The organism is Rhodospirillales bacterium (assembly GCA_018666775.1).
Classification (GTDB): Bacteria; Pseudomonadota; Alphaproteobacteria; order SMXQ01; family SMXQ01; genus JABIXC01.
Genome location: JABIXC010000007.1, coordinates 383039 through 408176, shown reverse-complemented (window position 1 = coordinate 408176; position 25138 = coordinate 383039). Strand labels below are relative to the sequence as shown.

20 protein-coding genes and 1 tRNA gene are annotated in these 25138 nt (G+C 54.6%); 15 read left to right on the top strand and 6 right to left on the bottom strand.

What is annotated here, in order from left to right; all coding sequences use genetic code 11:
• Nucleotides 1-26 precede the first annotated feature (26 nt).
• The 6 genes from HOJ08_04155 to lepA all read left to right on the top strand — a co-directional run bounded on the left by HOJ08_04155 (nucleotide 27) and on the right by lepA (nucleotide 6895).
• On the top strand, nucleotides 27-563 hold the full coding sequence (locus tag HOJ08_04155) for a translation initiation factor IF-3 (GenBank protein ID MBT5672631.1): 537 nt from the start codon (nucleotides 27-29) through the stop codon (nucleotides 561-563).
• Nucleotides 564-831: 268 nt separating this feature from the next.
• The gene (rpmI, locus tag HOJ08_04150; GenBank protein ID MBT5672630.1) at nucleotides 832-1029 is read left to right on the top strand and encodes a 50S ribosomal protein L35; all 198 of its coding nucleotides are present in this window, start codon (nucleotides 832-834) and stop codon (nucleotides 1027-1029) included.
• A gap of 24 nt (nucleotides 1030-1053) precedes the next feature.
• Complete coding sequence (gene rplT, locus HOJ08_04145) at nucleotides 1054-1419, top strand: 50S ribosomal protein L20 (GenBank protein MBT5672629.1); 366 nt, start codon at nucleotides 1054-1056, stop codon at nucleotides 1417-1419.
• Between the two features lie 116 nt (nucleotides 1420-1535).
• Nucleotides 1536-2633 (top strand): phenylalanine--tRNA ligase subunit alpha, encoded by a 1098-nt coding sequence (pheS, locus tag HOJ08_04140; protein ID MBT5672628.1) that lies wholly within the window; start codon nucleotides 1536-1538, stop codon nucleotides 2631-2633.
• The gene (locus tag HOJ08_04135) at nucleotides 2630-5044 is read left to right on the top strand and encodes a phenylalanine--tRNA ligase subunit beta (GenBank protein MBT5672627.1); all 2415 of its coding nucleotides are present in this window, start codon (nucleotides 2630-2632) and stop codon (nucleotides 5042-5044) included. Before pheS ends, HOJ08_04135 begins: the two co-directional genes overlap by 4 nt.
• A 48-nt stretch (nucleotides 5045-5092) precedes the next feature.
• Nucleotides 5093-6895, top strand: coding sequence for an elongation factor 4 (gene lepA / locus HOJ08_04130; GenBank protein MBT5672626.1), 1803 nt, complete (start codon nucleotides 5093-5095; stop codon nucleotides 6893-6895).
• 3 nt (nucleotides 6896-6898) lie between these two features.
• Here lepA and HOJ08_04125 read toward each other — a convergent pair whose 3' ends face one another.
• Complete coding sequence (locus HOJ08_04125; GenBank protein MBT5672625.1) at nucleotides 6899-7213, bottom strand: hypothetical protein; 315 nt, start codon at nucleotides 7211-7213, stop codon at nucleotides 6899-6901.
• Between the two features lie 225 nt (nucleotides 7214-7438).
• On the opposite strand from HOJ08_04125, the gene HOJ08_04120 reads away from it, so the two are divergent.
• A tRNA-Ser gene (locus HOJ08_04120) sits at nucleotides 7439-7528 on the top strand.
• 301 nt (nucleotides 7529-7829) lie between these two features.
• Here HOJ08_04120 and HOJ08_04115 read toward each other — a convergent pair.
• The gene (locus tag HOJ08_04115; GenBank protein MBT5672624.1) at nucleotides 7830-9023 is read right to left on the bottom strand and encodes an MFS transporter; all 1194 of its coding nucleotides are present in this window, start codon (nucleotides 9021-9023) and stop codon (nucleotides 7830-7832) included.
• Nucleotides 9024-9087: 64 nt separating this feature from the next.
• Here HOJ08_04115 and HOJ08_04110 point away from each other — a divergent pair, with 64 nt between their 5' ends.
• From HOJ08_04110 to HOJ08_04100, 3 genes are all read left to right on the top strand, one after another.
• Nucleotides 9088-9234 (top strand): hypothetical protein, encoded by a 147-nt coding sequence (locus HOJ08_04110; protein MBT5672623.1) that lies wholly within the window; start codon nucleotides 9088-9090, stop codon nucleotides 9232-9234.
• Between the two features lie 66 nt (nucleotides 9235-9300).
• A complete protein-coding gene (locus tag HOJ08_04105; protein MBT5672622.1) occupies nucleotides 9301-10374 on the top strand; it encodes a TauD/TfdA family dioxygenase in 1074 nt (357 codons plus the stop codon).
• Nucleotides 10375-10387: 13 nt separating this feature from the next.
• The gene (locus HOJ08_04100) at nucleotides 10388-12106 is read left to right on the top strand and encodes an FAD-binding protein (GenBank protein ID MBT5672621.1); all 1719 of its coding nucleotides are present in this window, start codon (nucleotides 10388-10390) and stop codon (nucleotides 12104-12106) included.
• A 24-nt stretch (nucleotides 12107-12130) separates the two neighbouring features.
• Here HOJ08_04100 and HOJ08_04095 read toward each other — a convergent pair whose 3' ends face one another.
• Nucleotides 12131-13219 (bottom strand): pyridoxal-phosphate dependent enzyme, encoded by a 1089-nt coding sequence (locus HOJ08_04095; protein ID MBT5672620.1) that lies wholly within the window; start codon nucleotides 13217-13219, stop codon nucleotides 12131-12133.
• Between the two features lie 189 nt (nucleotides 13220-13408).
• Here HOJ08_04095 and HOJ08_04090 point away from each other — a divergent pair, with 189 nt between their 5' ends.
• Both HOJ08_04090 and HOJ08_04085 read left to right on the top strand, forming a co-directional pair.
• Nucleotides 13409-14752 carry an amidase gene (locus HOJ08_04090; GenBank protein MBT5672619.1) on the top strand — a complete coding sequence of 448 codons (1344 nt, stop codon included), beginning with the start codon at nucleotides 13409-13411 and terminating at the stop codon, nucleotides 14750-14752.
• A gap of 9 nt (nucleotides 14753-14761) precedes the next feature.
• Nucleotides 14762-15976: an MFS transporter gene (locus HOJ08_04085; protein MBT5672618.1), complete on the top strand. Its 1215-nt coding sequence runs from the start codon at nucleotides 14762-14764 to the stop codon at nucleotides 15974-15976.
• A 1-nt stretch (nucleotide 15977) separates the two neighbouring features.
• Here HOJ08_04085 and HOJ08_04080 read toward each other — a convergent pair whose 3' ends face one another.
• Entirely contained in the window at nucleotides 15978-17207 is a 1230-nt protein-coding gene (locus HOJ08_04080) for an MFS transporter (protein MBT5672617.1), read from the bottom strand.
• Nucleotides 17208-17417: 210 nt separating this feature from the next.
• On the opposite strand from HOJ08_04080, the gene HOJ08_04075 reads away from it, so the two are divergent.
• Nucleotides 17418-18407 carry an amidohydrolase family protein gene (locus HOJ08_04075; protein MBT5672616.1) on the top strand — a complete coding sequence of 330 codons (990 nt, stop codon included), beginning with the start codon at nucleotides 17418-17420 and terminating at the stop codon, nucleotides 18405-18407.
• A 56-nt stretch (nucleotides 18408-18463) separates the two neighbouring features.
• On the opposite strand, the gene HOJ08_04070 is transcribed toward HOJ08_04075, so the two are convergent.
• Complete coding sequence (locus HOJ08_04070) at nucleotides 18464-19762, bottom strand: hypothetical protein (GenBank protein ID MBT5672615.1); 1299 nt, start codon at nucleotides 19760-19762, stop codon at nucleotides 18464-18466.
• A gap of 161 nt (nucleotides 19763-19923) precedes the next feature.
• Nucleotides 19924-21639: an amidohydrolase family protein gene (locus tag HOJ08_04065; protein MBT5672614.1), complete on the bottom strand. Its 1716-nt coding sequence runs from the start codon at nucleotides 21637-21639 to the stop codon at nucleotides 19924-19926.
• A 156-nt stretch (nucleotides 21640-21795) separates the two neighbouring features.
• On the opposite strand from HOJ08_04065, the gene HOJ08_04060 reads away from it, so the two are divergent.
• Nucleotides 21796-23223, top strand: a complete 1428-nt coding sequence (locus HOJ08_04060; GenBank protein ID MBT5672613.1) for an L-seryl-tRNA(Sec) selenium transferase — start codon at nucleotides 21796-21798, stop codon at nucleotides 23221-23223.
• Nucleotides 23220-25130, top strand: coding sequence for a selenocysteine-specific translation elongation factor (selB, locus tag HOJ08_04055; protein ID MBT5672612.1), 1911 nt, complete (start codon nucleotides 23220-23222; stop codon nucleotides 25128-25130). The genes HOJ08_04060 and selB overlap by 4 nt, the downstream gene beginning before the upstream one ends.
• The last annotated feature ends 8 nt before the right edge of the window (nucleotides 25131-25138 follow it).

Sequence of the window (25138 nt, the reverse complement as noted above, 5' to 3'; positions counted from 1 at the left end):
AATTAACAACTGTTGGAGCACGATCCATAGCCAGACCATCCTTTTCAGGGCCCCCCCAACGCGGCGGGCCCCGTGTAAACGAAAATATTGTTTCTGATAACGTGCGCGTTGTTGGTGAAGACGGCGAAATGCTTGGCGTCATGGCCATCAATGACGCCTTGGACCGGGCCGCAGATGTGGGCCTTGATCTGGTGGAAATTTCCCCCAACGCTGATCCGCCCGTCTGCAAAATCCTCGATTATGGCAAGTTCAAGTACCAGGCCCAGAAAAAGGCCAACGAGGCACGCAAAAAGCAAAAGACCATTGACGTTAAAGAAATCAAGATGCGTCCCGGCATTGAACAGCATGATTACGATGTGAAAATGCGGGCCATTAATAAGTTTCTGGACGAAGGCGACAAGGTCAAGGTGACCATTCGCTTCCGGGGGCGTGAATTCCTGCACCAAGATCTGGGCATCAAGGTCCTGACCCGGGTGCGTGAAGCTTTGGCTGAAAAAGCCAAGGTTGAATCCATGCCTAAAATGGAAGGCCGCCAGATGGTCATGGTGATTGCGGCCAGGTAATCCCGGCCTCGACACCCATTTTGCAGCATTTTTGTCGAAAATATCCCGGAATTTAGCCAAACCCGTGTTTAATACGGGGGGGCGCCCGGATCAGGCTTTTTGGCCAGCAGACAGGTCTCCAAAAATGCCCGTGAATATGTTGCTAAAATCGGTGCCAACCGCTTGCATTCTATGGCGCAGCCCTTTATAAGCATGCGCTCGGGTCGGTGTGTTGTCGGCCCCTTTGTTGTATATTTGCCCCCTTGGGGTGACGCAGGGAATTGAAGATATGCCTAAATTGAAGTCAAAAAGCGGCGCCAAGAAGCGCTTTAAAGTCACCGGCACCGGTAAGGTGATGGGTCATTTTGCCTTCAAGCGGCACAACCTGCGCAAACGGACGCAGAAGATGAAGCGCACCTCACGCGGTTCATTTGTTCTGGCTAAGTCTGATGCAGTAATTGTCAGGAAATTTTTGCCCTATCTGTAGGGGCCGAATTTAAGGATTAAAAGAATGGCTCGTGTAAAGAGAGGCGTGACAACGCACGCTCGGCATAAAAAAATTACGGATATGGCCGCTGGTTATCGTGGCCGTGCCAATAATTGCTTTCGCACAGCTATCCAGCGTGTCGAAAAAGGGCTGCAATATGCCTATCGTGACCGCAAAGCGCGCAAGCGTGAATTCCGTTCATTGTGGATCCGCCGCATTAATGCAGGTGCCCGTTTGAATGGTCTGACCTATTCCCAGCTTATGAACGGCATCAGCCGTGCTGGCATTGAGATTGATCGTAAGGTTCTGGCCGATATCGCGGCCCGTGACCCGGCAGCCTTTACCACCATCGTTGATCAGGCTCGCGCCGCCCTTGCAAAGGCAGCGTAACGAACCGCCCCAATGATGGCAGAAAATCCAAAAGGGGCTGTGTGAACAGCCCCTTTTGTTATATGTAACTGAGCAAGCCATAATCCGTTAATGCCGAAGGAGGCGTGTTCCCAGCCATGGCCGATGAAGCCCGCCTGAAACAGGACATTCTTAAAGCCGTTAGTGACGCCCAGGATTTGGATGCGCTTGAAGACGTGCGCGTGGCCGCCCTTGGCCGCAAGGGTTCCATCACCGATGCCATGAAGGGCTTAGGCTCCCTTGATGGCGATGCCCGCAAAGCTGCAGGCCAGGCGCTCAATGCCCTGAAAACAGAAGTGGCCGATGCCGTCGAAGATCGCAAAGCGGCCTTAAGTGCTCAAGACCTTGATCAAAGGCTGCAGGCAGAGCGCATCGACGTTACGTTAAGTGCCGCCCCCGAAAGCCGGGGCACCATCCATCCTGTCAGCCAAACCATGGATGAATTGATGGCCATTTTTGGGGAAATGGGTTTTTCAGTGGCAGAAGGCCCGGATCTGGAAGACGATTTCCATAATTTCACAGCCCTGAACATTCCCGAAGATCATCCCGCACGCCAAATGCACGACACGTTCTATTTGCCGCCAGCAGAACAAGATGGCACTGCTGATGCCGGTGGCCCGGGACGCGTTTTGCGCACCCATACATCGCCGGTGCAAATTCGCACCATGATGCGCACGCCCGCACCGCACCGCATCATTGCCATGGGTAGGACCTATCGCTGTGATTCTGACATGACCCACACGCCCATGTTCCACCAGATCGAAGGGCTGGTCATTGATAAGCGCACCCATATGGGGCACCTGAAAGGGTGTCTGGAAGATTTCTGCCGCGCCTATTTCGAAGTGGATGATTTGCCCCTTCGCTTTCGGCCCAGTTATTTTCCCTTCACCGAACCCAGCTGTGAAGTGGACATTGGCTGTTCGCGCGCCAATGGTGAATTGCGCATTGGTGCCGGAGACGACTGGCTTGAAATTCTAGGGGCCGGCATGGTCCACCCCAATGTCTTGAAAAATTGCGGTCTGGATGCCGATGAATGGCAGGGCTTTGCCTTTGGTATGGGCGTGGAACGCATTGCCATGTTGAAATACGGCATCCCTGATCTGCGCACCTTTTATGAATCTGATCTGCGCTGGCTGCGCCATTTTGGTTTTGCATCTCTTGACCAACCCAGTCTTGTCAGGGGGTTGGCACGATGAAGTTCACCGTTGGTTGGCTTAAAGAACATCTTGATACTACCGCAAGTTTGGATGAAATTTCTGTGGCCCTCACCGCTCTTGGCCTTGAGGTTGAGAGCATCACCGACCGCGCAGAAAATTTGAGCGACTTCACCGTTGGCGAAATTGTCACCGCAGATCCCCATCCCGATGCCGATAAACTTCAGGTTTGCACCGTGAATACCGGTGCCGATGATGGTGAGCTGGTTCAGGTGGTTTGTGGCGCACCCAATGCCCGCGCCGGCCTGAAAGGTGTGTTTGCGGGGGTTGGCGTTTATGTGCCGGGTTCTGACATGACCTTGCGAAAGGTCAAAATCCGAGGGGTCGAATCCACCGGCATGATGTGTTCAGCCGCCGAGCTGGAGCTCAGTGATGATCATGATGGCATTATCGAATTGTCCGATGATGCCGTCCTTGGCGCACCTGCGGCAGAGGCGCTTGGCCTGACGGACACCGTTATTGAAATTGCCATCACCCCCAACCGGGGCGATTGTCTGGGCGTCTACGGGATTGCCCGCGATCTGGCGGCCGCTGGGTTGGGCAGCTTGAAACCAATGATGCCAGCAACCGTAAAAGGCACCGTAAAAGACATTATTGGGATTACAATAGATTTTCCAGATGATGCATCAAACGCCTGTCCGCATTTTGTGGGGCGGGTGATCCGGGGCGTTAAAAACGGGGAAAGCCCCGATTGGCTGAAGGAAAAATTGATTGCGGTCGGCCTTCGCCCGATATCGGTGTTGGTGGATATCACCAATTATTTCACCATGGACCGGGGTCGGCCGCTGCATGTGTTTGATCAAGATACCATTGCCGGGAACCTCACCGTGCGCTTGTCCAAAAAAGGTGAAAAATTGGCTGCCCTTGATGGGGTAACCTATGACGTGGAAGACGGTGCCTGTGTGATTGCCGATGATGATGGTGTTTTAAGCCTTGGTGGGATCATGGGGGGCATTTCCACTGGTTGTACCGAGACCACCACCAATGTGGTTTTGGAAGCGGCCAGCTTTGATCCTATTCGAACCGCAATGACCGGGCGCAGGTTGGGCATTGAATCCGATGCGAGGTACCGGTTTGAACGCGGCGTTGATCCCGCATCGACGCTTCCGGGCATTGAGGCTGCAACGCAATTGATCCTTGATCTTTGCGGTGGAGAAGCAGGCGACGTGGTTGAGGCAGGAAAATCCGCAGATACCAGTTCAACGCTGGTTTTTGCAGCGTCCGAAGTGCATCGGCGTGGCGGCATAGAATTGCCGGAAACCCGCATCAGCGAAATTCTGAGCGCCCTTGGGTTTGATGCCAAAAAAGCCACGGGCGGATTGCAGATTACAATCCCCAGCTGGCGGCCGGATGTTACCTGTTCGGCCGATCTGGTCGAAGAAGTGTTGCGCATCGAAGGCTATGACACCATCCCCGCCGTGGCGTTGCCAAAGCTTGGGACGTTATCGCGGTCTTTGGAAACCCCGACCCAGCGCCGCTCTGGTTTTTCCCGCCGCGCCCTGGCTGCTCGCGGGATGAATGAGGCCGTCACCTATTCCTTTATTGCCGAAGACCATGCCAAATTGTTTGGCGGCGGATCGGCTGAATTAAAATTACAAAACCCCATATCATCGGAACTGACCGATATGCGGCCTTCTATTCTGCCGGCCCTTTTGGCCGCAGTTGGGCGCAATGCGGACAGAGGTTTTGGCGACATTGGTTTGTTCGAAGTCGGCCCGTCCTATGCCAATGCCACGCCCGAAGGCCAGGCCTTGATTGCGGGCGGCGTGCGTGCCGGCCAAACCGGTCCGCGTCATTGGGCAAGACAACCACGCGCCGTGGATGCGTTTGATGCACGGGCAGATGCAGAAGCAATTTTGGCCGAATGTGGGGTAAACATTGCTGCCCTTCAGGTGGTGGCTATTGCGCCTGATTGGTATCATCCGGGCCGTTCCGGGACACTTCAAATGGGGCCAAAAAATATTCTGGCAACGTTTGGGGAACTCCATCCGGGCGTTTTGGCAGCGATGGATATCGCAGGCCCGGTTGCCGGATTTGAAGTGATGCTGAATGCCATTCCCGAAAGCCGGTCTAAATCTGGAAAGGCGCGTGGACGCCTTGATCTGTCATCCCTTCAGGCCGTGAAACGCGATTTTGCTTTTCTGACCAGCACGGATGTTTCTGCCCAGGATGTATTGCGGGCCGTTCGCTCGGCTGATAAGGCCCTGATTTCAGGGGCACGAATATTTGATGTCTATACCGGTGAAGGCGTTCCCGAAGGCAGTCAATCGCTGGCAGTCGAGGTAACCTTGCAGCCGGTTAAGGCAACCCTGACCGATGCCGACATTGATGCGGTATCGAAAAAGATTGTCGCCGCGGTGGCAAAGGCCACCGGTGCGACGCTTCGGGGATGATTTTTTTGAATGATTTTCCAGTAACCGGCGTGAAGGCCAGAATTTTTCATGACTGAGCTTTCCCATATCCGCAATTTTGCGATCATTGCCCATATTGATCATGGCAAATCGACCCTGGCGGATCGGTTGATTGGCACCTGTGGTGGATTAACCGCGCGCGAAGAGCGGGAACAAGTCCTTGATTCAATGGAAATTGAACGCGAACGCGGCATCACCATCAAGGCCCAAACCGTTCGGCTGATGTACACCGCAAAGAATGGTGAAATCTATGAGCTGAACCTCATGGATACCCCGGGGCATGTGGATTTCACCTATGAAGTGTCGCGGTCATTGGCGGCATGCGAAGGGTCGCTTTTGGTGGTCGATGCAAGCCAGGGTGTTGAGGCACAGACCCTTGCCAATGCCTATCTTGCCATTGATGCGGGTCATGAAATAGTGCCTGTGCTGAACAAGATCGACCTGCCAGCGGCAGAACCCGAACGCATCCGTTCCGAAATTGAAGATGTGATTGGCCTTGATGCCTCAGATGCTATTTCGGTGTCTGCCAAAACCGGACAGGGCATCGAAGAAGTGCTTGAAGCCATGGTTTCCCGCTTGCCCGCACCTACGGGGGATGAGGCGTCCCCCTTAAAGGCGATGCTGGTGGATTCGTGGTACGATTCATATCTGGGCGTTGTCGTTCTGGTGCGCGTTCGTGATGGCGTGATCACAAAGGGCATGAAGATTGAGATGCTGGGCACCGGTGCCCTCCATACAATTGACGAGGTCGGCGTGTTTACGCCAAAACCGTTGAAGGTAGATCAATTGGGGCCGGGCTCGGTCGGCTATATCGCAGCTTCGATCAAAACCATTCAAGATTGCCAGGTGGGCGATACCATCACCGAAGAACGCCGCCCCTGTGAAACGGCGCTTGCAGGCTTTAAGCCAAGCCAACCGGTGGTGTTCTGCGGGATGTTCCCGGTTGATGCCGATGATTTCGGAAAGCTGCGCGAATCCATGGGTAAACTGGCTTTGAACGACGCCAGTTTTGAATTTCAGGCGGAAACCTCAGCCGCCCTTGGGCTGGGATTTCGCTGCGGGTTTTTGGGCCTTTTGCATCTGGAAATTATTCAGGAAAGGCTGGAGCGCGAATTTAACCTCGATCTCATTACCACGGCACCCAGCGTGGTTTATGCCGTCCACCACAATAACGGCACCACCAAAGAACTGCACAATCCCGCCGACATGCCAGACCCGGTGCATATTGCATCCATGGATGAACCCTGGATCCGGGCTACCATTTTGGTGCCCGATGACTACCTTGGGGCGGTGTTGTCTTTGTGTCAGGAACGCCGGGGCGAACAGGTGGAACTGACCTATGCCGGGGACCGGGCCATGGTGATTTATCTCTTGCCCTTAAATGAGGTGGTCTATGATTTTTACGACCGCCTGAAATCGGTGTCGCGGGGCTATGCCAGTTTCGATTATCAGTTGGATGGGTACCGGGAAAGTGATCTGGTGAAGCTTGCCATTCTGGTCAATGGCGATCCGTTGGATGCGCTGTCCATGGTGGTGCATCGGTCACAGGCGGAAAGCCGGGGGCGGCATTTGTGCTCGCGCCTGAAAGACCTGATCCCGCGCCAGTTGTTCAAAGTGGCCCTTCAGGCGGCCATTGGCGGCAAGGTGATTGCGCGCGAAACCCTGGCTGCCATGCGCAAGGACGTGACCGCAAAATGTTATGGCGGCGATATTTCGCGCAAGCGCAAATTGTTGGACAAGCAAAAAGCGGGCAAGAAACGCATGCGGTCTATCGGCAATGTAGAAATTCCTCAGACCGCTTTTATTGCAGCCCTTAAATCTGGTGACACCTGATATTTAGTGTTTCCTGAAAATGCCGCGCACCTTGCGTGCCGGGCGACAGATAGCCGCCAGTGCCAATCCGGGCAGGCCTAACACCGCCCATGCGGGTTGCACCAAGACCCAGGCGATGGCCGGGTCCCACAGCCATGGAAACAGGTATCGTTGGGTGATGGCCTGGGCTGCATTCAGGCTGGAGCGGTGGATCAAATACCATAATCCGCCCGCAGAGACGATCTCATGGGCGCCACTGGCGACCCACATAAAAATCTCATATCCAGCAGCGCCAAGGGCTGCAAACAGAAGCAAAGCTCCGATACTTCGGCCGATCATTTCCCCCCCCCGATCACGTCCAGCTTGGGGCTTGTCAGTCAGTAAATGTCCAAAAGCCGGTACGTGGGGGCAACCTTAACGCCGTATGTAAATTAATCGCAACACCCTGTTTTTGAGAAAAATTGAATCCTTAAGCGCAATTCGCACTTTATCTGCAGATTTTGGCGGTTTTTTTCTACGAATGGTAGGAATTGGTTAGCATCCGGGCTATAAGTTTGCCGCAACGGAGAGGTGGCCGAGTGGCTGAAGGCGCACGCTTGGAAAGCGTGTAGGCGGGCAACCGTCTCGAGGGTTCGAATCCCTCTCTCTCCGCCATTATTATAAAATATCCCATTGAAAACGTTATGTTTTTGGTGGGATATTTATAATGGGCTACAAAATGGGGCACAAAATTGCATCAAGCAAGTTTAAAGAGGGTTTGAAACATGCCCCTTCAGATGCCAATGCTCATTTTTCTGGCAGAGATTATGGCACAGCTTGGGAAAATAAAAGAGGCCTACCTTCATTACAAAGTAGTTGTAACCTTGGCACCAAACAGCGGTAGCGCGGCCAAGGACAAAGTCCGCCTTCAAGCTTTAAAGTTTTAAACACCAGGTGCGCAGAGGGATTTTGCCCATCATTGCCCCCCGGCGAGCGCTGGTTTCCGTTTTGTGGAATCAAACCAAATTGTCACGATGGCGGCGATGACAAGCAAGGGCATGGCGCCGATGTTGACCCAGTTCCAGCCGAAGAAATGAATGAACGCGCCGGACGATAATGAACCGATTGCCACTACGGTGTAGACAATCTGGTTCATCATGCCTTGGGTTTTTGCGCGCTCGGCCGGGGTATAGGCGGTGGTCATCAGGCTGGTCGCGGCGGTGTAGGTAAAATTCCAGCCAAGCCCAAGGAAAACCATTGAGAGCCAGAAATCGAAAACAGCAATGCCCGACAGCGCAATAACGATGCAGCCCGCCTCAAGGGTCAGGCCAGCCGCAATCATCTTGATCTCGCCAAATCGTTTGACCAGCGACCCTGTGAAAAATCCGGGCGCGTACATGGCCACGGTATGCGAAGAAATGACGAAGGCGACAGACCCAAAGCTGTGGCCCGATTGGGCAATCATGGCGATGGGTGTCGCCGTCATCAGAAAGTTCATCACGCATTGGGCGACCGTTGCGGAAACCGCAGCCGTGATAAACACCGGCTGCTTCATAATTTCGATCAAGGGACGCTGGGGGCCATCGCGTTGTGCCTTGGTCAGGTTAGGGATGCTGAGAAACAGCAAGATAACCGCTGCCAGCAGACCGGCCACAATGGTGAACAGGAACGATCCGGCGAACAGATGATTATCAATCAGCCCCTTTCCCCAATTCGCAAGATTAGGTCCGGCAAGGCCGGCAAACACGCCACCGGCCAGCACCAGCGAAATGGCTTTGGCGCGGAAATGTTCAGATGCCACATCGGCCACGGCGAACCGATAGAGTTGGGCAAAACTGGCAAATATCCCATACAGAAAACCGCCAAGGGCCAAGAGATAGAAATTTTCCAAGATGACGGCAGCGACGCATGCGGCACCACTGAGGGTGGCAATTGTGGTGCCACAGATGAAACCGGTTTTTCGACCAACCCGGCGCATGAACAACGATGCCGGCATGGCACCAATGGCAGTGCCGATCACGATCAGCGCAGTGGGCAGGGTGGCCAGTGCCAAATGCGGGGCAATCCCCAGTGCGACAGCAGGGGAGGTCACCATAAACAGGCCCCGGCCTGTGCCGGCCAGCATCTGGCAGGTGCCAAGAACGAGGACATTTTTATGATCAGTTTGCATCGGTCTCAAATCGTCCCAGATAAACACCCCTTATATGCCCCCCAAGCAGAACATTCAGGGAAAAATGGCAGAAAATAAGGAGAATTGGATGAATAAAGGCGGGAATATCGCCCTGGTTTTTAAAAAGTTGCGCATTTTTAGCGCATTTTTTGCGATCAGCGAACCCTTTTTCGCGTTGATAATGCCCGTTGGCCTATCAGAATTTACTTAGTTAGCTTATAATCACAGCAATCATCGAAACCACAGAAATCACCGCTCTTTAGATGAAGGCCATATTATGAATGATTTCCGCACGTTTAAAACCGCCCGCCGCGAACCCGCAGTGGTCGGGGAACCGATTGTCGATCCTGCGGGCTGGAACCCCGAAGACCTGACCAGCAACGAGGACTGGATTTACCATCTGTCTGATCAGGATATTGGCGATCTGACCGCAGGCGTCGAAGCCATACGCGCAGGCGGCAAAGGCATCGTTGATATGAAGCACGGCGATTTTCAAGCGGGCGCATTTGCCGAGACTTTAAAAGACATCCGCCATGAATTGCTGGATGGGCGCGGCCTTGTCATGCTGCGGGGATTGCCCGTTGATGCCATGGGGGTTGAGGCATCGGCCATGGCCTATTTCGGGATTGGCACCCATCTTGGCCATCCCTTGCGCCAAAATGCACAGGGCCATGTGTTGGGTCACGTTAAGGATCTGGGTGGGGATTATTCTGATCCCAATACCCGAGGGTACCTGACCAAGGCCGAAATGAAATTTCATGCCGATCACAGTGATTATGTCGGGTTGCTTTGCTTGAAACAGGGCAAAAGCGGCGGCGAAAGCCGGGTTGCCAGCTCAATCACGCTGTATAATCGCATTCTTGAACAACGCCCCGATCTGGTCCGTGAATTGTGCAACGATTGGCACTGGACCAAACATCAACAAACCAATTCAGCCGATGAATTACCCTATTTCACGCAGCCTATTTTCATGTTTGAACAGGGTGTTTTCTCTGCCCGTGGGTTGTCTTCTTATGTCATCAAGGCCCAGGGCCTACCGGGCGTTCCTGATTTTACCCCGGCCCAAAAAGAAGCCATCGAGCTCTATCGTGCCACCGTAGAAGAATGCGCCACCGATATATTGTTTCAGGCTGGTGATATTCAACTGCTTCACAATCATGTCTTGTTGCATTCGCGCAGATCCTTTGAAGATTTCCCGGAACCGGAACGCAAGCGCCACCTGATGCGCCTGTGGCTGCGCGATCCAGAAGGCCGCACCTTGCCGGGCTACATGCGTGAAGGCCTGTTTGGTGCCGGGGTTGAACTGGATGGGGTTGCAGCATCTGCACCTTTGGATGTAGAGGCCGCCTGACCGTTTGATCCAGATGAGTTTAGAGATACGCAAAGATATTGATTACCTCATTGTGGGCGGCGGCTCTGCAGGCTGTGTGCTGGCGGCACGGCTAAGTGAGCGGGCCTCCAATCAGGTGGTTTTGTTAGAGGCGGGCGAAGATTTTTCCCCCGGCGATGAACCCTCTGAAATTCTCGATACCTTCGCCGGTACGGCACACAGCAACCCGCGTTTTACATGGACGGGTTTAAGTGCGGCATTTCTGCCCCGCCCGGGCAATGCCCCCGATGGCCGCCCGCGCAGGCGGTATACCCAGGGCCGGGTGATTGGCGGCGGTTCATCGGTCAATGGCATGGCATCCAACCGGGGCCTGCCCAGCGATTATGAAGACTGGGCCGCGCGCGGTGCCAAGGGCTGGGATTGGGACGGCGTGCTGCCCTATTTCAAAAAGCTTGAAACCGATCATGATTTCAGTGGCCCGCTTCATGGGTCAGATGGGCCAATCCATCTTCGGCGGTTTATGCCCGATACCTGGCCGGGGTTCAGCCGCGCCGTGATTAACGCAATTGACGATTCCGGTTGGTCTAATATCGAAGACCAAAATGCGGCCTTTGGTGACGGTTATTTCCCCGTCGCCTATGCCAATTTGGATGAACGCAGGGTTTCTGCGGCCATGGGCTATCTGACCCGTGAAGCGCGCGCGCGCCCGAATTTTACCATTCAGGGTGAAACCCACGTTGAGCGCCTGTTGTTCGAAGGCCGCAAGGTGGTGGGGGTTATCGCGCGCCATAAAGGCGCGCGGATTGAAATTCGTGCCCGTGAAGTGATTGTGTCCATGGGGGCCATTCATTCGCCTGCCTTGTTGATGCGATCAGGCATTGGCCCGGCGGCAGATTTATCGGCACTGGGCATTGATGTTGTGGCCGATCGTGCGGGCGTTGGCCAGCACCTGATGGAACATCCCGGCGTCAATATGGGCTGTTTCATGAAACCCGATGCGCGCTTGCCAGAAACCCTGCGCCGCCAGATGTTCGCAGGGCTGCGCTGGTCATCAAAGCTGGAGGGGTGCCCGGCAGGGGACATGTATATCATCCCCACAAACAAGGTGGCCTGGCATGCCATCGGGGCGCGTCTTGGCGTGATCATGGTGTGGGTCAATAAATCATTTTCAACCGGCGAAGTTCGTTTAAAGACAGCGGATGTGGATGATCATCCCATTGTGGATTTTGATATGGTTTCCGATGACCGGGATATGAAGCGATTGGTGGCAGGGGTCAAACTTGTCTTGAAGCTTCAGGCCCATCATGAGGTTCAGGATGTGGTGGAACAGGTGTTCCCCATCAGTTATTCCGATCATGCGCGAAAATTGGCAGTTTACAGCCGCTGGAATGCATTTCAGACCTGGGCCGGGGCCACGGCCATGGATGCGGTCGCACCGCTCAGGCGCTGGATCATTAAAAATATGATCGCCGATGGGCCAAGCCTGCAAGACCTGATGGACGATGATCTGGTTATTGAACAGTGGATCCGTTCCACGGTTCTGGGCCATTGGCATGCGTGTTCTACCAATCGCATGGGGGCCGTTGATGACCCCGGTGCCGTGACCGATCCATCGGGGCGGGTGTATGGGGTGGAAGGTTTGCGGGTCTGTGATGCCTCCATCATGCCCATGGTGCCTTGTGCAAACACCAATATCCCAACCCTGATGATCGGCGAAAAGATCGCCGCAACTATTTTGGCCGAAACAAAATAATCGGGCGCCGCTCTAACCGTCTGCTCAATCTGTGGGCATTTGGTATCCCGGCGTTGAAGCCGACAGCGCCTTTTCATCCTCGGTCATTTCCGGCTCTATTGTTTCGAACAGCGGCGTTGACATATAGCGCTCTCCGGTATCGGGCAACATGCAGAGGATGACGGAATCAGGGTCGGCTTTTACGGCAACCTGCATGGCCACGGCAAAGGATGCCCCGCCAGAGATTCCCGTCACAATGCCTTCGTGTCGTGCCAGCTTTTGTGACCATTCTATGCCAGCAGGTCCCGGGATCGGTATGATGTCATCGTAAAAAGATTGATCGATGGATTCTTGAAGGACGAGCGGAATAAAATCAGGCGTCCAGCCCTGAATGGGGTGGGGTTCGAACGCGGAATGACTGACCGCAGGGGAACCATCCTCATTGCGTTCTTGGGGCACACCGCTGGTGATCAATGATGCATTGGCAGGTTCGCTGAGAATGATTTTGGTATCAGGGCGTTTGTCGCGAAGGGCGCGGGCAACACCGGTTAACGTGCCGCCGGTGCCATAACCCGTCACCCAATAGTCCAGCCGATCCCCGTCGAAATCCGCAAGAATTTCACGGCCTGTGGTATTTTGATGGATTTTTGCATTGGCCTCGGTTTCAAATTGACTGGCAAGAAACCAGCCATTGGCATCGGCCAGTTCCTTGGCCTTCATAACCATCCCAAGACCTTTTTCAGCACGGGGCGTCAACACCACCTTGGCACCCATGAAGCGCATCAGCTTTCTGCGTTCTATGGAAAAACTGTCGGCCATGGTGACCACAAGCGGGTGTCCGGTGGCGGCACAAACCATGGCAAGGCCAATGCCTGTATTGCCGCTGGTGGCCTCGACCACTGTTTGGCCGGGTTTAAGCGCACCGCTGCGTTCGGCTTCTTCGATGATGCTGACGGCCAAACGATCCTTGACCGAAGCGGCGGGGTTGAAAAATTCAGCTTTGACGTAAAGCCGGACATGGTCCGGTGCCAGATTGTTGATACGGATACAGGGCGTGTTGCCGATGGTGTCCAGAACGCTGTCATACAGACGCCCTAAACCGTCTGTTGTTCTGCCGGTATCTTTTGAAGCCATGGTGTTCCCCTTGATATTATTATCAAACCAAACCGCATGAATGCGGTTGATCATGCTTGATTTAGATAATGGCTTAACACATGGCAGGGTATCAATAAATCAATTCTCCGGATGGGAGACCGTGAAACCTTTGCAAGATGGGCGGCAGTTCTCCATAAATAGGGAAATCGATTAAGGGTTAGGAAAAAAATGGCTGATTTGGCGAAAATGGGTCCCATGGGGCTCAATGCATTGGGGGCAAGGGATGCGGCGATCCAACTGGCGTCGGGGGATATTACGTCAGAGGCGATTGTGCGCGATTGTCTGGACCGCATTGATGCCCGTGAAGGGGTGGTTCATGCGTGGGATTATATCGATCCCGATTATGCCATCGCGCAGGCAAAAACATTGGATGGGATGGCGCGCAAAAGCGTGTTGCATGGTGTGCCGGTCGGCATCAAAGATATTTTCGACACCCTTGATATGCCAACGGCCCATGGCTTTGGCCCTTATGCGGGCGAACGGTCGGATCGGGATTCCAATTGCGTTGCCGCCTTGCGGGCCGCTGGCATGGTGATCATGGGCAAGACCGTGACCACCGAATTTGCCTGCCCGGTGCCGCGCCAAACGCGCAATCCTCATAATCCGGACCGGACCGCAGGGGTTTCATCCAGTGGCTCTGGTGCGTCTGTGGCAGATTTCATGGTCCCGCTGGCGGTTGGGTCCCAGACCGGGGGCTCCGTCATTGGCCCATCGGCCAATTGTGGGGTTTATGGCTACAAAGCGAGCCTTGATGGCATTGATCGGGGAGGCTTTCGCCATTGTAAGCCGTCAATCGATACCATTGGCCTGTTTGCCCGCAGCGTTGATGATTTGATCTTGATGCGCGCAGTGCAAACTGGCGGCGCGATACCCCAGGACAAAGATAAAATAGACCGATCCGGAACGGTGCGCATCGGTGTTGTGCGGACGCCAGATTGGGACACGACAGAACCCTGCATGCAGGCCGCCATTGAACGGGCCGCAAATGTGTTGGGCCAGGCGGGCGCAACGGTCAGTGATGTGACCTTGCCCCAGAAATTTAGCGATATTATCCCTGAATTTTCAGTCATCAATGGCTGGGAAGCGATGATATCGTTGGCCGATGAAATCAAAAATCACCCGGATGCCTTTAACGATCACAATCGCAAACGCATTGAAGAGGCGCGTAGGCTCAAGGTTGAGGATTATGAGCGTGCGGGAAAGACCCTGAATGGTGCGCGCGCAGAAATGAATGATTTGTTTTCTGATTATGATGTTTTCATCACGCCCAGCTTGGCAGGCGAGGCCCAAATTGGCCATGACCGTGCGATTGGGGCCAATTTCTCCAGGCTGTGGACCCAGATGTATGCCCCGGCGGTTAACGTGCCGCGCTTTACAGGTCCCAATGACATGCCGGTTTGTTTTCAGGTGATTGGGCCAAAAGACAGTGATGATGCAACGCTGGCATTTGCGGACTGGATCGATGCGCGCTTAGGCGATGCTTTGGGGCCAGTCCCGGAATCCGTGGCATAGAAACAGTTCATGACTGAGACAACGACAAAGATAATTCCCCTGCGTACCCGGCTGGCCATGTATGGCTCTGGCCTGTTTTCCGATGGGGCAACCAATGTGGTTATCCCGCTTTGGGCGCTATATCTGGAACCAACGCCTTTTGTTTTTGGCATCGTGATCGGTGCCCGATCCCTGTTGCCATTTATGCTGTCCATTCACGGCGGCGTCTTGATGGATCGTCTTGGCGTGCGCCAGGTCATGCTGTTTTTTGCCGCCATCGGTTTGATCGTTCCGATCCTGTTTCCACTGCTACCCTGGATTTGGATGGCCGCCCTCTTGAACCTGATTTTGGGGCTTTCTTCGACCATGAACTGGGTTGGTGCCCAGACATTGGTGGGCCAGGTGGTCCGCGATGATCCATCGCTTACCTGGCAGGTCAGCTTTTGCAATCGATTGGGCCATCTTGTTTGCCCGCTTTTGGCAGGCGTTATGTGGGACCTGTTCGGCCCAAAGGGTGGCTTTGGGGTGACCTTTGTTTGGGCGGTGCTGTTTATGGCGGCTGTTTCAATACTGCCCCGGGGCAAGGATTCTTCAAAATCGCTTGTCCAAAAAGCACCTGATCCTTTCAGGGCGCGTGATTTTCTGCCGCGTCTGGAAGATTACACAAAGGCCTTTGCCATGCTCTCCATCCCGTTGATGGGCGTGGCCATTGCAGGGTCTGTGCTCAATATTGCCGGTGGGGCGATCCAGACGTCCTTCTTCATTGCTTATATGAAAGAGATGGGATTGACCGGAACATTAATCGGGGTGGTGTTTGCTTGTCTCAATTTTTCCGGGCTGGTGGGCACCGCTTCGGTGTCGCCTCTGGCACGGCGCGTCGGGGATGTACGGCTTTTGAACCTGACCGTGTTGGCGGCCCTTATCGCCATCACCATCACCCCGTTGTTGGGGGTATTTTTGTCCCTGCTTTTGGTCACGGTCATGCGGGGGCTTTCCGTGGGCATAAGCCAACCGTTGATGATTATGATTCCATCGAAATTGGTGCCCTCTGGTTCTCAAGGCACGGTGGTGGGCCTGCGCATTTCACTGAATCGTTTGATGCAGACCATTTTGCCCCCCGTGATGGGCGGGGTTGTGTCTCTGGTTGGGCTGGAACACAGCTTTTACTGGGTTGGGGGCACCATGGTTGCCATCGGGTGTGGGCTCTGGATTATTTTTCGCCCACCCAGTTTCTTGCACGGGTGATTTATTCCTTTGGCGGCCCAATGACCCGTTGGGCATAAAGGGCAACGCCCCCCAGACTGGCCAGCATGACAACACCAATGACCAAGAAGCTGTTGCCGATCCCGGTAATTTCAGCAATGCCCCCCATCAGGACCGGCAGGCCGGATGCGGCCAGACGGTTTGCGGTCAGGCGAATGCCAACGCTTTTGCCTTGGGATTTTGAATCCGCTGCGCGTGCCATAATCGAAAACATCAGGGGCATGCTCATGCCCACCGATGCGCCCCAAAGCATGGCAATAACCATTAATTGCCAGAACGTGGCCATCAAGGGGGTGAGGGAGATAAAGATGATGGCGCACGTAACGGTGATGAACAGCAAAATGACCGGCTTTATGACCTTTGTCACCGGGCCGACCAGTAGTGCCGATATGGCACCAAGACTGCCGGCAGCCGACATTAAAAATCCGATTTCGGTGCCGCTGAACTGGATGCTGTCAAGATAGACAACATAAAACGAACTGCGGACGGCATAGGTGGTGTTGCGCATGACCGATACCATCACCACCACGGCAATGGCGGGCACAGATAACAGCGCGAAGGCTTCCAGATAGCCAGACAGCCTCGGGATGAAATCACGGATATTGATTTTGTCAGTGCCCCGGGATAATTCTTTTGACGGTGCGGGCAACAGGATGGCCGCAACGACCATGCCGCCCCCCCATAAAGACATGGTCATAAATGCGCCCCAGACGCCCAAATGATCCCAGGCGGCACCAATAATCAGCGGCACCGTCAGGTTCCCCAATAATGCGGCAGAACTCAGCCTGCCCGAATGGACAGGGTTTCCGCCCATTACCTGGCCGATCAGGGTTTGGGCCCCCATCCACGACATGGTCGTTGCCAGCCCGGCCAACATCTGCAGGATAATGATCATCCCGATCCATGGGATTGCCGGATACAGGACGGGCACGATCATGCCCACGATGGCAAAGACCAGCATCACCCGTTTGGCCCCAAGATGGTCCATCATCGCCCCGCCATGGATCGCCAGAATGGCGGGCAGGAAATGGCGCGAACCCATGATGACCCCGATGGTAAATGCGGAAGGGTCCATCGTCAGCACCACCCACAGGGGAATGATCATTCCCGCCATGTTTGACATGCTGGTGGAAAGATAGCCGGACGCATAGACCGCAAATTGGGTCTGCAAGGGGATGGGTTCGCTTATAGGAGCGCTTATGGGTTCTGCCAACCTTGAGACTCCCTGATTTTTTGTATCATTGGCGACCAAAACCCGCGTGAGGGGCACCCTAGAAAAAGGGACATGTAGTCATAAATCATAGGTCCGAAAAGGCAAGGCGCAGTTTATTTGAACGGGGTTGGCCCTGAATTTGTGAATGGGGCCTTGTGTTATGTCCTTAAATTGGCAAAACTTTTTCCTGTATATTCCAGGGGGACACCCATGATCATTGATATTTTTACCCATGTTTTTCCGAGCTCTGTATTCAAGCGTATAGATGCTCTTGGCCTTGATCTTGGGCCGATTGGAAAACGCACCCGATCCATGAAGCTGTTGTTTGATATGGATGCGCGGTTTCAATCGATGGACCCATTTGGTGATTACCGCCAAGTCATCGCCCTGCCCAACCCGCCGTTGGAAGATTTCACAGACCCCGAAGCTGGCGCTGAGCTGGCACGGGCGGCCAATGATGCCTTGGCCGAACTGGTGGCGCGCCATCCAGACCGGTTTGCGGGCTTTATCGCAGCCCTTGCCCTGCACAACCCCGAAGCGGCTGTGATTGAGGCCAATCGGGCGTGCAAAGACCTTGGTGCCAAAGGGGTGCAGCTGTTTACCAATGTTGGCGGCAGGCCATTGGATGATCCGGAATTTTCGCCGGTCTTTGATGCCATGGCCACGCTGGATCGCCCCATCTGGCTGCATCCGGCGCGCACGCCTGAAACCAGAGATTTCCCCAGCGAAGACATCAGCCGGTTTGAAGCGTGGATATCGCTTGGCTGGCCGTATGAAACGTCACTGACCATGTTGCGCTTGTCGCTGACCGGCGTGTTGGAACGCAACCCCGGGTTAGAGATTATCACCCATCATTTGGGTGGCATTGTTCCCTATCACGAAGCAAGGCTGGCCACGGCGTTCAAGAACCTGGGCAAACGATCCAGTGATGAAGATTACGCCCCCTATAAGGAAGCCTTGTCGCGGGATTTGATTGATTATTTAAAAATGTTTTACGGCGATACCGCCATGCATGGTGCGGTTGATCCGTTGCGGTTGGGGCTGAGCTTTTTTGGCGATGGGCACGTGGTATTTGCATCCGATGCACCGTATGGCCCCATCGATAAATGCTTGTCAGCCATTGATGCGCTGGAGCTCGAGCCGGCAGTGCGGGACAATATTTTGTTCAAGAACGCGCTTCGGTTGCTGAAAGCCGAATAAAAAACCGCCATCGAGAATAATCCCGATGGCGGCTAATAGGTGCGTCTTGGGACGCTTTATTTACATTTGACGGATTTCGCCTGGCTCATTTCGCCATAATAAACGATCGAGCATTTCATGCCCGTTTTGAGCGCCTTGACTTTGGCTTTCCTATTTTTGATCCGTTTTTTGTTAATGTAGACCTTGGTCTTTTTGCCGATTTTTGCATGGGCAGTTTTGCCCTTGGCCATGAAGACGATGACCTTGCCCTTCTTCAATCGCTGCGTGATGGCTGATGAGACCTTGATGGTCTTGGCTTTCTGTAACTTGCCAGCTTTGAGATTTCTGCGCAGTTCCGCCTGTAATGCAGGCGATGCCGAATAGATGCTGTTGATAAGCTTGGTCAATTTTTCGCCTGATATGGGGGCAACCAACACTCGGGCCTTTTTGGCCTCGGCCAAATATTTGGGGTCCTTATAGGTGTCGGCATAGGCCTTACGCAGGATGGCGATGCGGTCCTTGGGCACGCCCGGGGGCGCATAGACCGGATAGCCCAATTCGTACTGGGCCATTTTCAACTTGAGAAGCTCCCGCATGCTGGGATCTTTGATTTGATCCATTAAAAGTGGGACGCTTGACGGTACGTTAGGATCAGCTTTGAGACCCTGCTGATACAAAATATTGACCTTTTTATCGCGAAGCCAATCGGGATGGCGACTGGTGACACCTGCCCACGCGTTAATGGCGCGGCCCTGAGTTTCACCCCGGACCATGGCGAGATCGATATCGCCGCCGCTGGGATAGCCGATGATCACGCGGAACTTAAAGCCAAGCAGGTTTTTCAAGAAAATCGCATCGACGGTCGATGAACTGCCCATACCCGATGAGCCGACGACGAGTTCTGTCTTCAAAAGGTCTTGCCATTTTTTGACGGGCGAGGTGTGCCAGGACATGGCAACGGCAACGAAGCGCGCCGGTGCACCGATCCAATTGAATTCCGTTGGTACGAATTTGATGTTTTTGCCGCGGCCTTTTTTGCCATAGAACATGGGCGCCATCGGCACCGACATCAAAGAACCGACGGTCTGGGTGCCATCCTTGGGGGCCTGGATGTACATATAATTGGCCCCGAAAATGCCACCGGCACCGGTCTTGTTTTTAGCCACCACCCTGGGGTTGCCCGGGATGTTGCGTCCGACATGGCGTGCGCCCAGCCGGTTCATCAGGTCAACCGAACCACCGCTGCCTGATGTGATGAAATGGGTTACCCGCTTGCCTTTATAAAATGGCTCGGCAGCTTGGGCCTGTTCAGTTGCGATTAATGCAGGCAACAGGGAAACGACCCCGGCCACCAGTGCGATTGGAATAATTTTCATAAATTGTCTCCCTGCGAATTAACGGTTGCCCGGTGTGTCCGGACTATTGCCCCCCCCCCCGTTTCGGATATGGGGTCTGATTGTTTGCTACGCCGTTACGCTACATTGAGGCGCGAATGATTTGCCTCAAACAAAGTATAGGCCCAACTAGGGGGTGTTGGTCAATTGCGGGCAATGGCCCCGCGCAGCAAATGCCCCGAATATGCCCCGCTATGGACGTTTTCACGCATAAAAACATCGCCGTTGACGATGGTGGCCTTGATGCCCACGGCCTTTTGAAGAATTCGGGCAGCCCCCGTCGGTTGATCGTGAGCCAGTTCCGGAATATCCGGGGCGATCACATCGGGATCAAAAATGGTGATATCTGCGTGCCAGCCTTCGCGGAGAAGACCGCGTTTTTCAAGCCCCCAGAATGACGCAATATCGAAGGTGATCTTTCGCACCGCAGCCTCCATGGTGACGGCCTGGCGTTGGCGCACCCAATTGCCCAGAAGATCGGCCTGGACCGGATTAACGATGGTGGTCACATGGGCGCCAGAATCGCCGAACGTCACGGCAGTGCTGGGATGGCGCAGCATGGCAAGGACGTAATCTTGATCTTCACAATTGGTCGGGGCGATAAAAAATAGCTTCAGGTTTTTTTCCAGCGCCAGATCAATCATCACCTCGATGGGGTCCGCGCCGCGATCTCTGGCAATGTCTCCAACCGATTGATACGGCGGCAGGGTTTTATAAAGCGGGAATATCCAGTCCCAATCCACATCTCGCAACATGACATTATTAAGAGCGGGGTCCGTTTCACGTTTATGATTTTTGGCCACATCAACCAGCTTCGCCCGCATTTCCGGATCACGCAGGCCTTTTTCCTGTTCGTCGAGGGGGAGGGCCCGGAATTCTTTCCAGACCGGGGCATTGTCATAGGGCATGAAAGTTTCAAATGATCGCAGCGACCCATTCCAGGCGGCGGTTGCCTGAACCAACATGTTGCCACCGGCGGCAGTCACATCATCAATCATCGCAAATTGCTGTCGCCAGGTATCTGGATTTGCTCGTGATGACCAGGCACCGCCAAACGTTATGGGCACTTTTGTGTCGATCGCCAGTGCTTTCAGGCGGGCAATGTCTGCGTCCCGGGCTTCCTGATCGGCCCTGAGCCCGCCCCGGGATAGCTCAAAGACACCGCTCCCCAACCGTCCCATGACACCGACCAGCGCTTCTATCTCGGACCATTCTGCATAGCGGCTGGCCACCGGCCCACCATCGGCCGTCCGATGGTTGGCAGAGATTGTCGTGCTGAACCCAACGGCGCCCGCCCGCATTGCGGTTTCGACCTGATCTTCCATGGCCGCCAGATCATCGGCATTTGCCACGTCTTTATATGCGCGTTCGCCCATGACATAGGTTCGAATGGCCGAATGGCCGACATACGTTGCGTAATTGATGCCCTTGGGAATGGAATCCACATGGTCCATGAATTCCGGGAACGTTTCCCACGACCAATCAATGCCTGCTTCCATGGCTTCGGGCGATATTTCCTCCGCCATCTCCAGATTGCTGAAGACCAGCCGTTTGTTCTGTTCCGCACACGGTGCCAGCGTGAACCCGCAATTGCCCATGATCGCCGTTGTGACACCGTGCCAGCAAATGTTGCTGCCAATATCGTCCCAGAAAATCTGGGCATCGTAATGGGCATGCCCATCGATAAAGCCGGGCGATACCACATGCCCGCTTGCATCGATAACCTCGTCCGCTGTTTGTCCTGAAAGATCCCCGATTTCGGTGATCATGCCATCGGTGATCCCGATGTCCCCTTCAAAGCCTGGCAACCCGGAGCCATCCACGATGGTCCCGCCGCGTACAATCAGATCAAAAGCCATTTCCGTCTCTCCCTAAATTCTTTTGCGGAACAGTGTATGCGGGTTCTTCTCTGGCCGATAGTATTCCAATTGATTTCCCGCAAATTTTGGGAAGGTGACTATGGTATCGTGATGGCGTTATCGTGATGCCCTGTATTTTTAAAGCTGGATTTGAATATGGCTAAGTCCGACCCCCCCCTTCAGGCATCCTTGCCGTCTGTTGACCGTATCCTTGGGTTGGCGCCGATTGTGGCGTTGGTAGAGGCCCATGGCCGCGCGGTGGTCACAACCGGTGTGCGTGCGGTATTGGCGCAATTGCGCGAAATTATTGGTGATAATACCGGTTCACCACCCGATCTTTCCGATAAGACGATTTCCCGCCGGGTCGCATTGATGGTGGAGGCAGAAGCGCGTCCATCCCTGCGCCCGGTCTTTAATCTGACGGGCACGGTGCTGCACACCAACCTTGGCCGCGCCATGTTGCCACAAATAGCCATTGATGCCGTGGCAGAAATTGCCATGGGCGCGTCCAATCTGGAATTTGATCTGGAAACCGGCAAACGCGGGGATCGCGACAGCCATCTGGAAGATTTGGTATGCACGCTTGCAGGGTGTGAGGCGGCAACCGTGGTGAACAACAATGCGGCAGCCGTTTTGTTGGTGTTGAATGCCTTGGCGCTGCGCAAGCAAGTGCCGGTATCGCGCGGTGAATTAATTGAAATTGGCGGCGCGTTCCGCATGCCAGACATCATGGCGCGCGCGGGCTGTAAATTGATAGAGGTGGGGACCACCAACCGCACCCATGCCCCCGATTTTGAAGGGGCCATGGGGCCGAAAACGGCCATGATCATGAAGGTGCACACCAGCAATTATGTGGTTGAGGGGTTCACCGCATCGGTGCCTGAAAAGAAACTGGCCGAAATTGCTCATGCCCATGATGTGCCCTTTGTGGTCGATCTTGGTGCGGGGTCATTGGTGGATTTGGCGCAATATGGATTGCCCCACGAACCAACGGTTGCGGAAACATTGGCCAATGGGGCCGATTTGGTGACCTTCAGCGGCGATAAACTGCTGGGCGGGCCGCAGGCGGGGATCATTGCCGGGCGCAAAGACCTGATCGCCAAAATTAAACGCAACCCCATGAAACGCGCATTGCGCTGTGACAAGATGACCTTGGCGGCCCTTGAGGCCGTGTTGCGCCTCTACCAAGACCCGGACCGATTGGCCCAACATGTGCCGGTGATCGGGTTATTGTCCCGCCCTGCACAGGATATTGAGGCCCAGGCGACCCGCCTTGCCCCCTTGTTGCAAGCCCAATTGGGGGATGGCATGCGTGTGAAAATGCTGCCCTGTCAAAGCCAGATCGGCAGCGGGTCCTTGCCGGTGGAAAACCTTGAAAGTTTTGCCCTTGCGGTGTGCCCTGATCCAAAAAAGCGGGGCACAGGCCGCGCCCTGAACACGCTTTCGGCGGCGTTACGTGCGCTGCCAATGGCGGTTATTGGCCGCATTCAAGATGACAGTTTTATTCTGGATCTCCGCTGTTTGGTGGATGAGGCGGGCTTTTTGGCCCAGTTAGATCAGCTTGTTTGGGATGCCAATCCGTGATCATTGCCACGGCCGGGCATATTGATCATGGCAAAACGCTGTTAGTGAAGGCGCTGACCGGTGTTGATGCCGATCGGTTGCCAGAAGAAAAAAAGCGTGGGATGACCATTGATTTGGGCTTTGCCTACACGCCCGCACGGGATGGTTCGGTGTTGGGGTTTGTCGATGTGCCGGGCCACGAAAAATTCGTTCGCAATATGATCGCAGGGGTGACCGGCATTGATTGCGCGCTGTTGGTGGTGGCCGCCGATGATGGCCCCATGCCCCAAACGGAAGAACATCTTTCCATTTTGGGCCTGCTTGGGGTTGCCTCCATGGTGGTGGCGATCACCAAAATCGACCGGGTAGCGGGTGCTCGGGTGGCAGAGGTCAGGGCAGAAATAGAACAGTTGCTTGCAGGATCGGGTTTTGAAGGGGCAGAAATTTATCCAGTCTCTGCCCCCACCGGTGATGGCGTGCCGGATTTACGCGATGCGCTTGATCGGGCAGCAATGCGGCCAATGGGCGCTGAATTTGGGAATTTTCGCCTTGCCGTGGACCGCAGTTTCACCGTGCCCGGGGCCGGCGTGGTGGTGACAGGGGCTGTTTTTTCCGGTGCCGTAAAAATTGGCGATCCATTGATGGTGTCACCATCTGGCATTCCCGTCAGGGTGCGGGGCATCCATGCCCAGAACCAGCAATCAGAAACGGCCCAGCTTGGCCAGCGCTGTGCCCTGAACATCACAGGCCAACAGTTGGAACGGGGAGACATCAATCGCGGCGATTGGATTTTGGCGGCCCCGGTTCATGCGCCGACAAACCGCATCGATGCGCGCCTTCGGGTGTTGCCGGGCGAAGATGCCCCCATCAAACATTGGACCCCGGTTCATTTGCATTTGGGGGCCGCAGACATCCCGGCCCGGGTGGCCGTTTTAGAAGGCGGCTCAATCGCGCCCGGCGATCACGGTCTGGTGCAGATTGTTACAGAGCGCGACATCGGCGCCCTGCGGGGTGATCGGTTTATCCTGCGCGATCAATCGGCTTGGCGCACGATGGCCGGTGGGACAGTGATTGACCCCTTTGCCCCGGCCCGGGGCAGGGCGCGCCCGGAACGGTTAAGCATCCTGCGTTGCATGGAATGTGAGCCGGTCGAAAAGGCGCTATTGTCTTTGTTGCAGGAAAATTCAGGCGGCGTGGACATCAGCAGGTTTGTGCGCACCTGGAACTTGGTGCCAAAAGATGCAACGGCACTCATAGACCAAATTGTGCCAAAAAAGGGCGGAAATTATGGGTTTTCTGGCGAACACTGGAAGGGTTGGGTAGCAAAAATAAACGCGGCCCTTAAGGCGTTTCATACCGATAACAAGGATGCCCAAGGGATTGCAAGTGCAGGGCTACACAAATTGGTCGGGCGGGCACTTCCCAAAGATGCGTTTGTTCAAATGATCGGTGAATTGTCCGAAAATGGCACAGTGCTGGTCAAGGATGCGATGGTGCGGTTGGTGGAACACCGGGCGCAATTGGCACCAAAAGATGAAGCGCTTTGGAAAAAACTGGAACCGATTTTCGAAGCCTGTGATCCCCGCCCGCCTTCATTGGGGGATATGGCAGATGAAGCTGGTGCAGATATTAAGGCCGTGGAACAGTTTTTGATCCGTGCATCGCGCATCGGCAAGGTTGTCCAAGTGTCGGCCAAGTGCTTTTTGCAGTGTGGCACGTTGGAAAAGCTGGGCGCGATGGCCGAGGCCATCGCCAAGGCCGATGGCAGCCTGACCATCAAGGCATTTCGCGATCAATCGGGCATTGGCCGCAACGCCATCATCGAGGTTGCAGAATATTTTGACCGGATTGGCTTTACCGTTCGTCGCGGCAATGAACGCGATATCCGAAAGCCTGCGGTTGATGTAAATTGGCGGGGCAAGCGGTGATATATTTT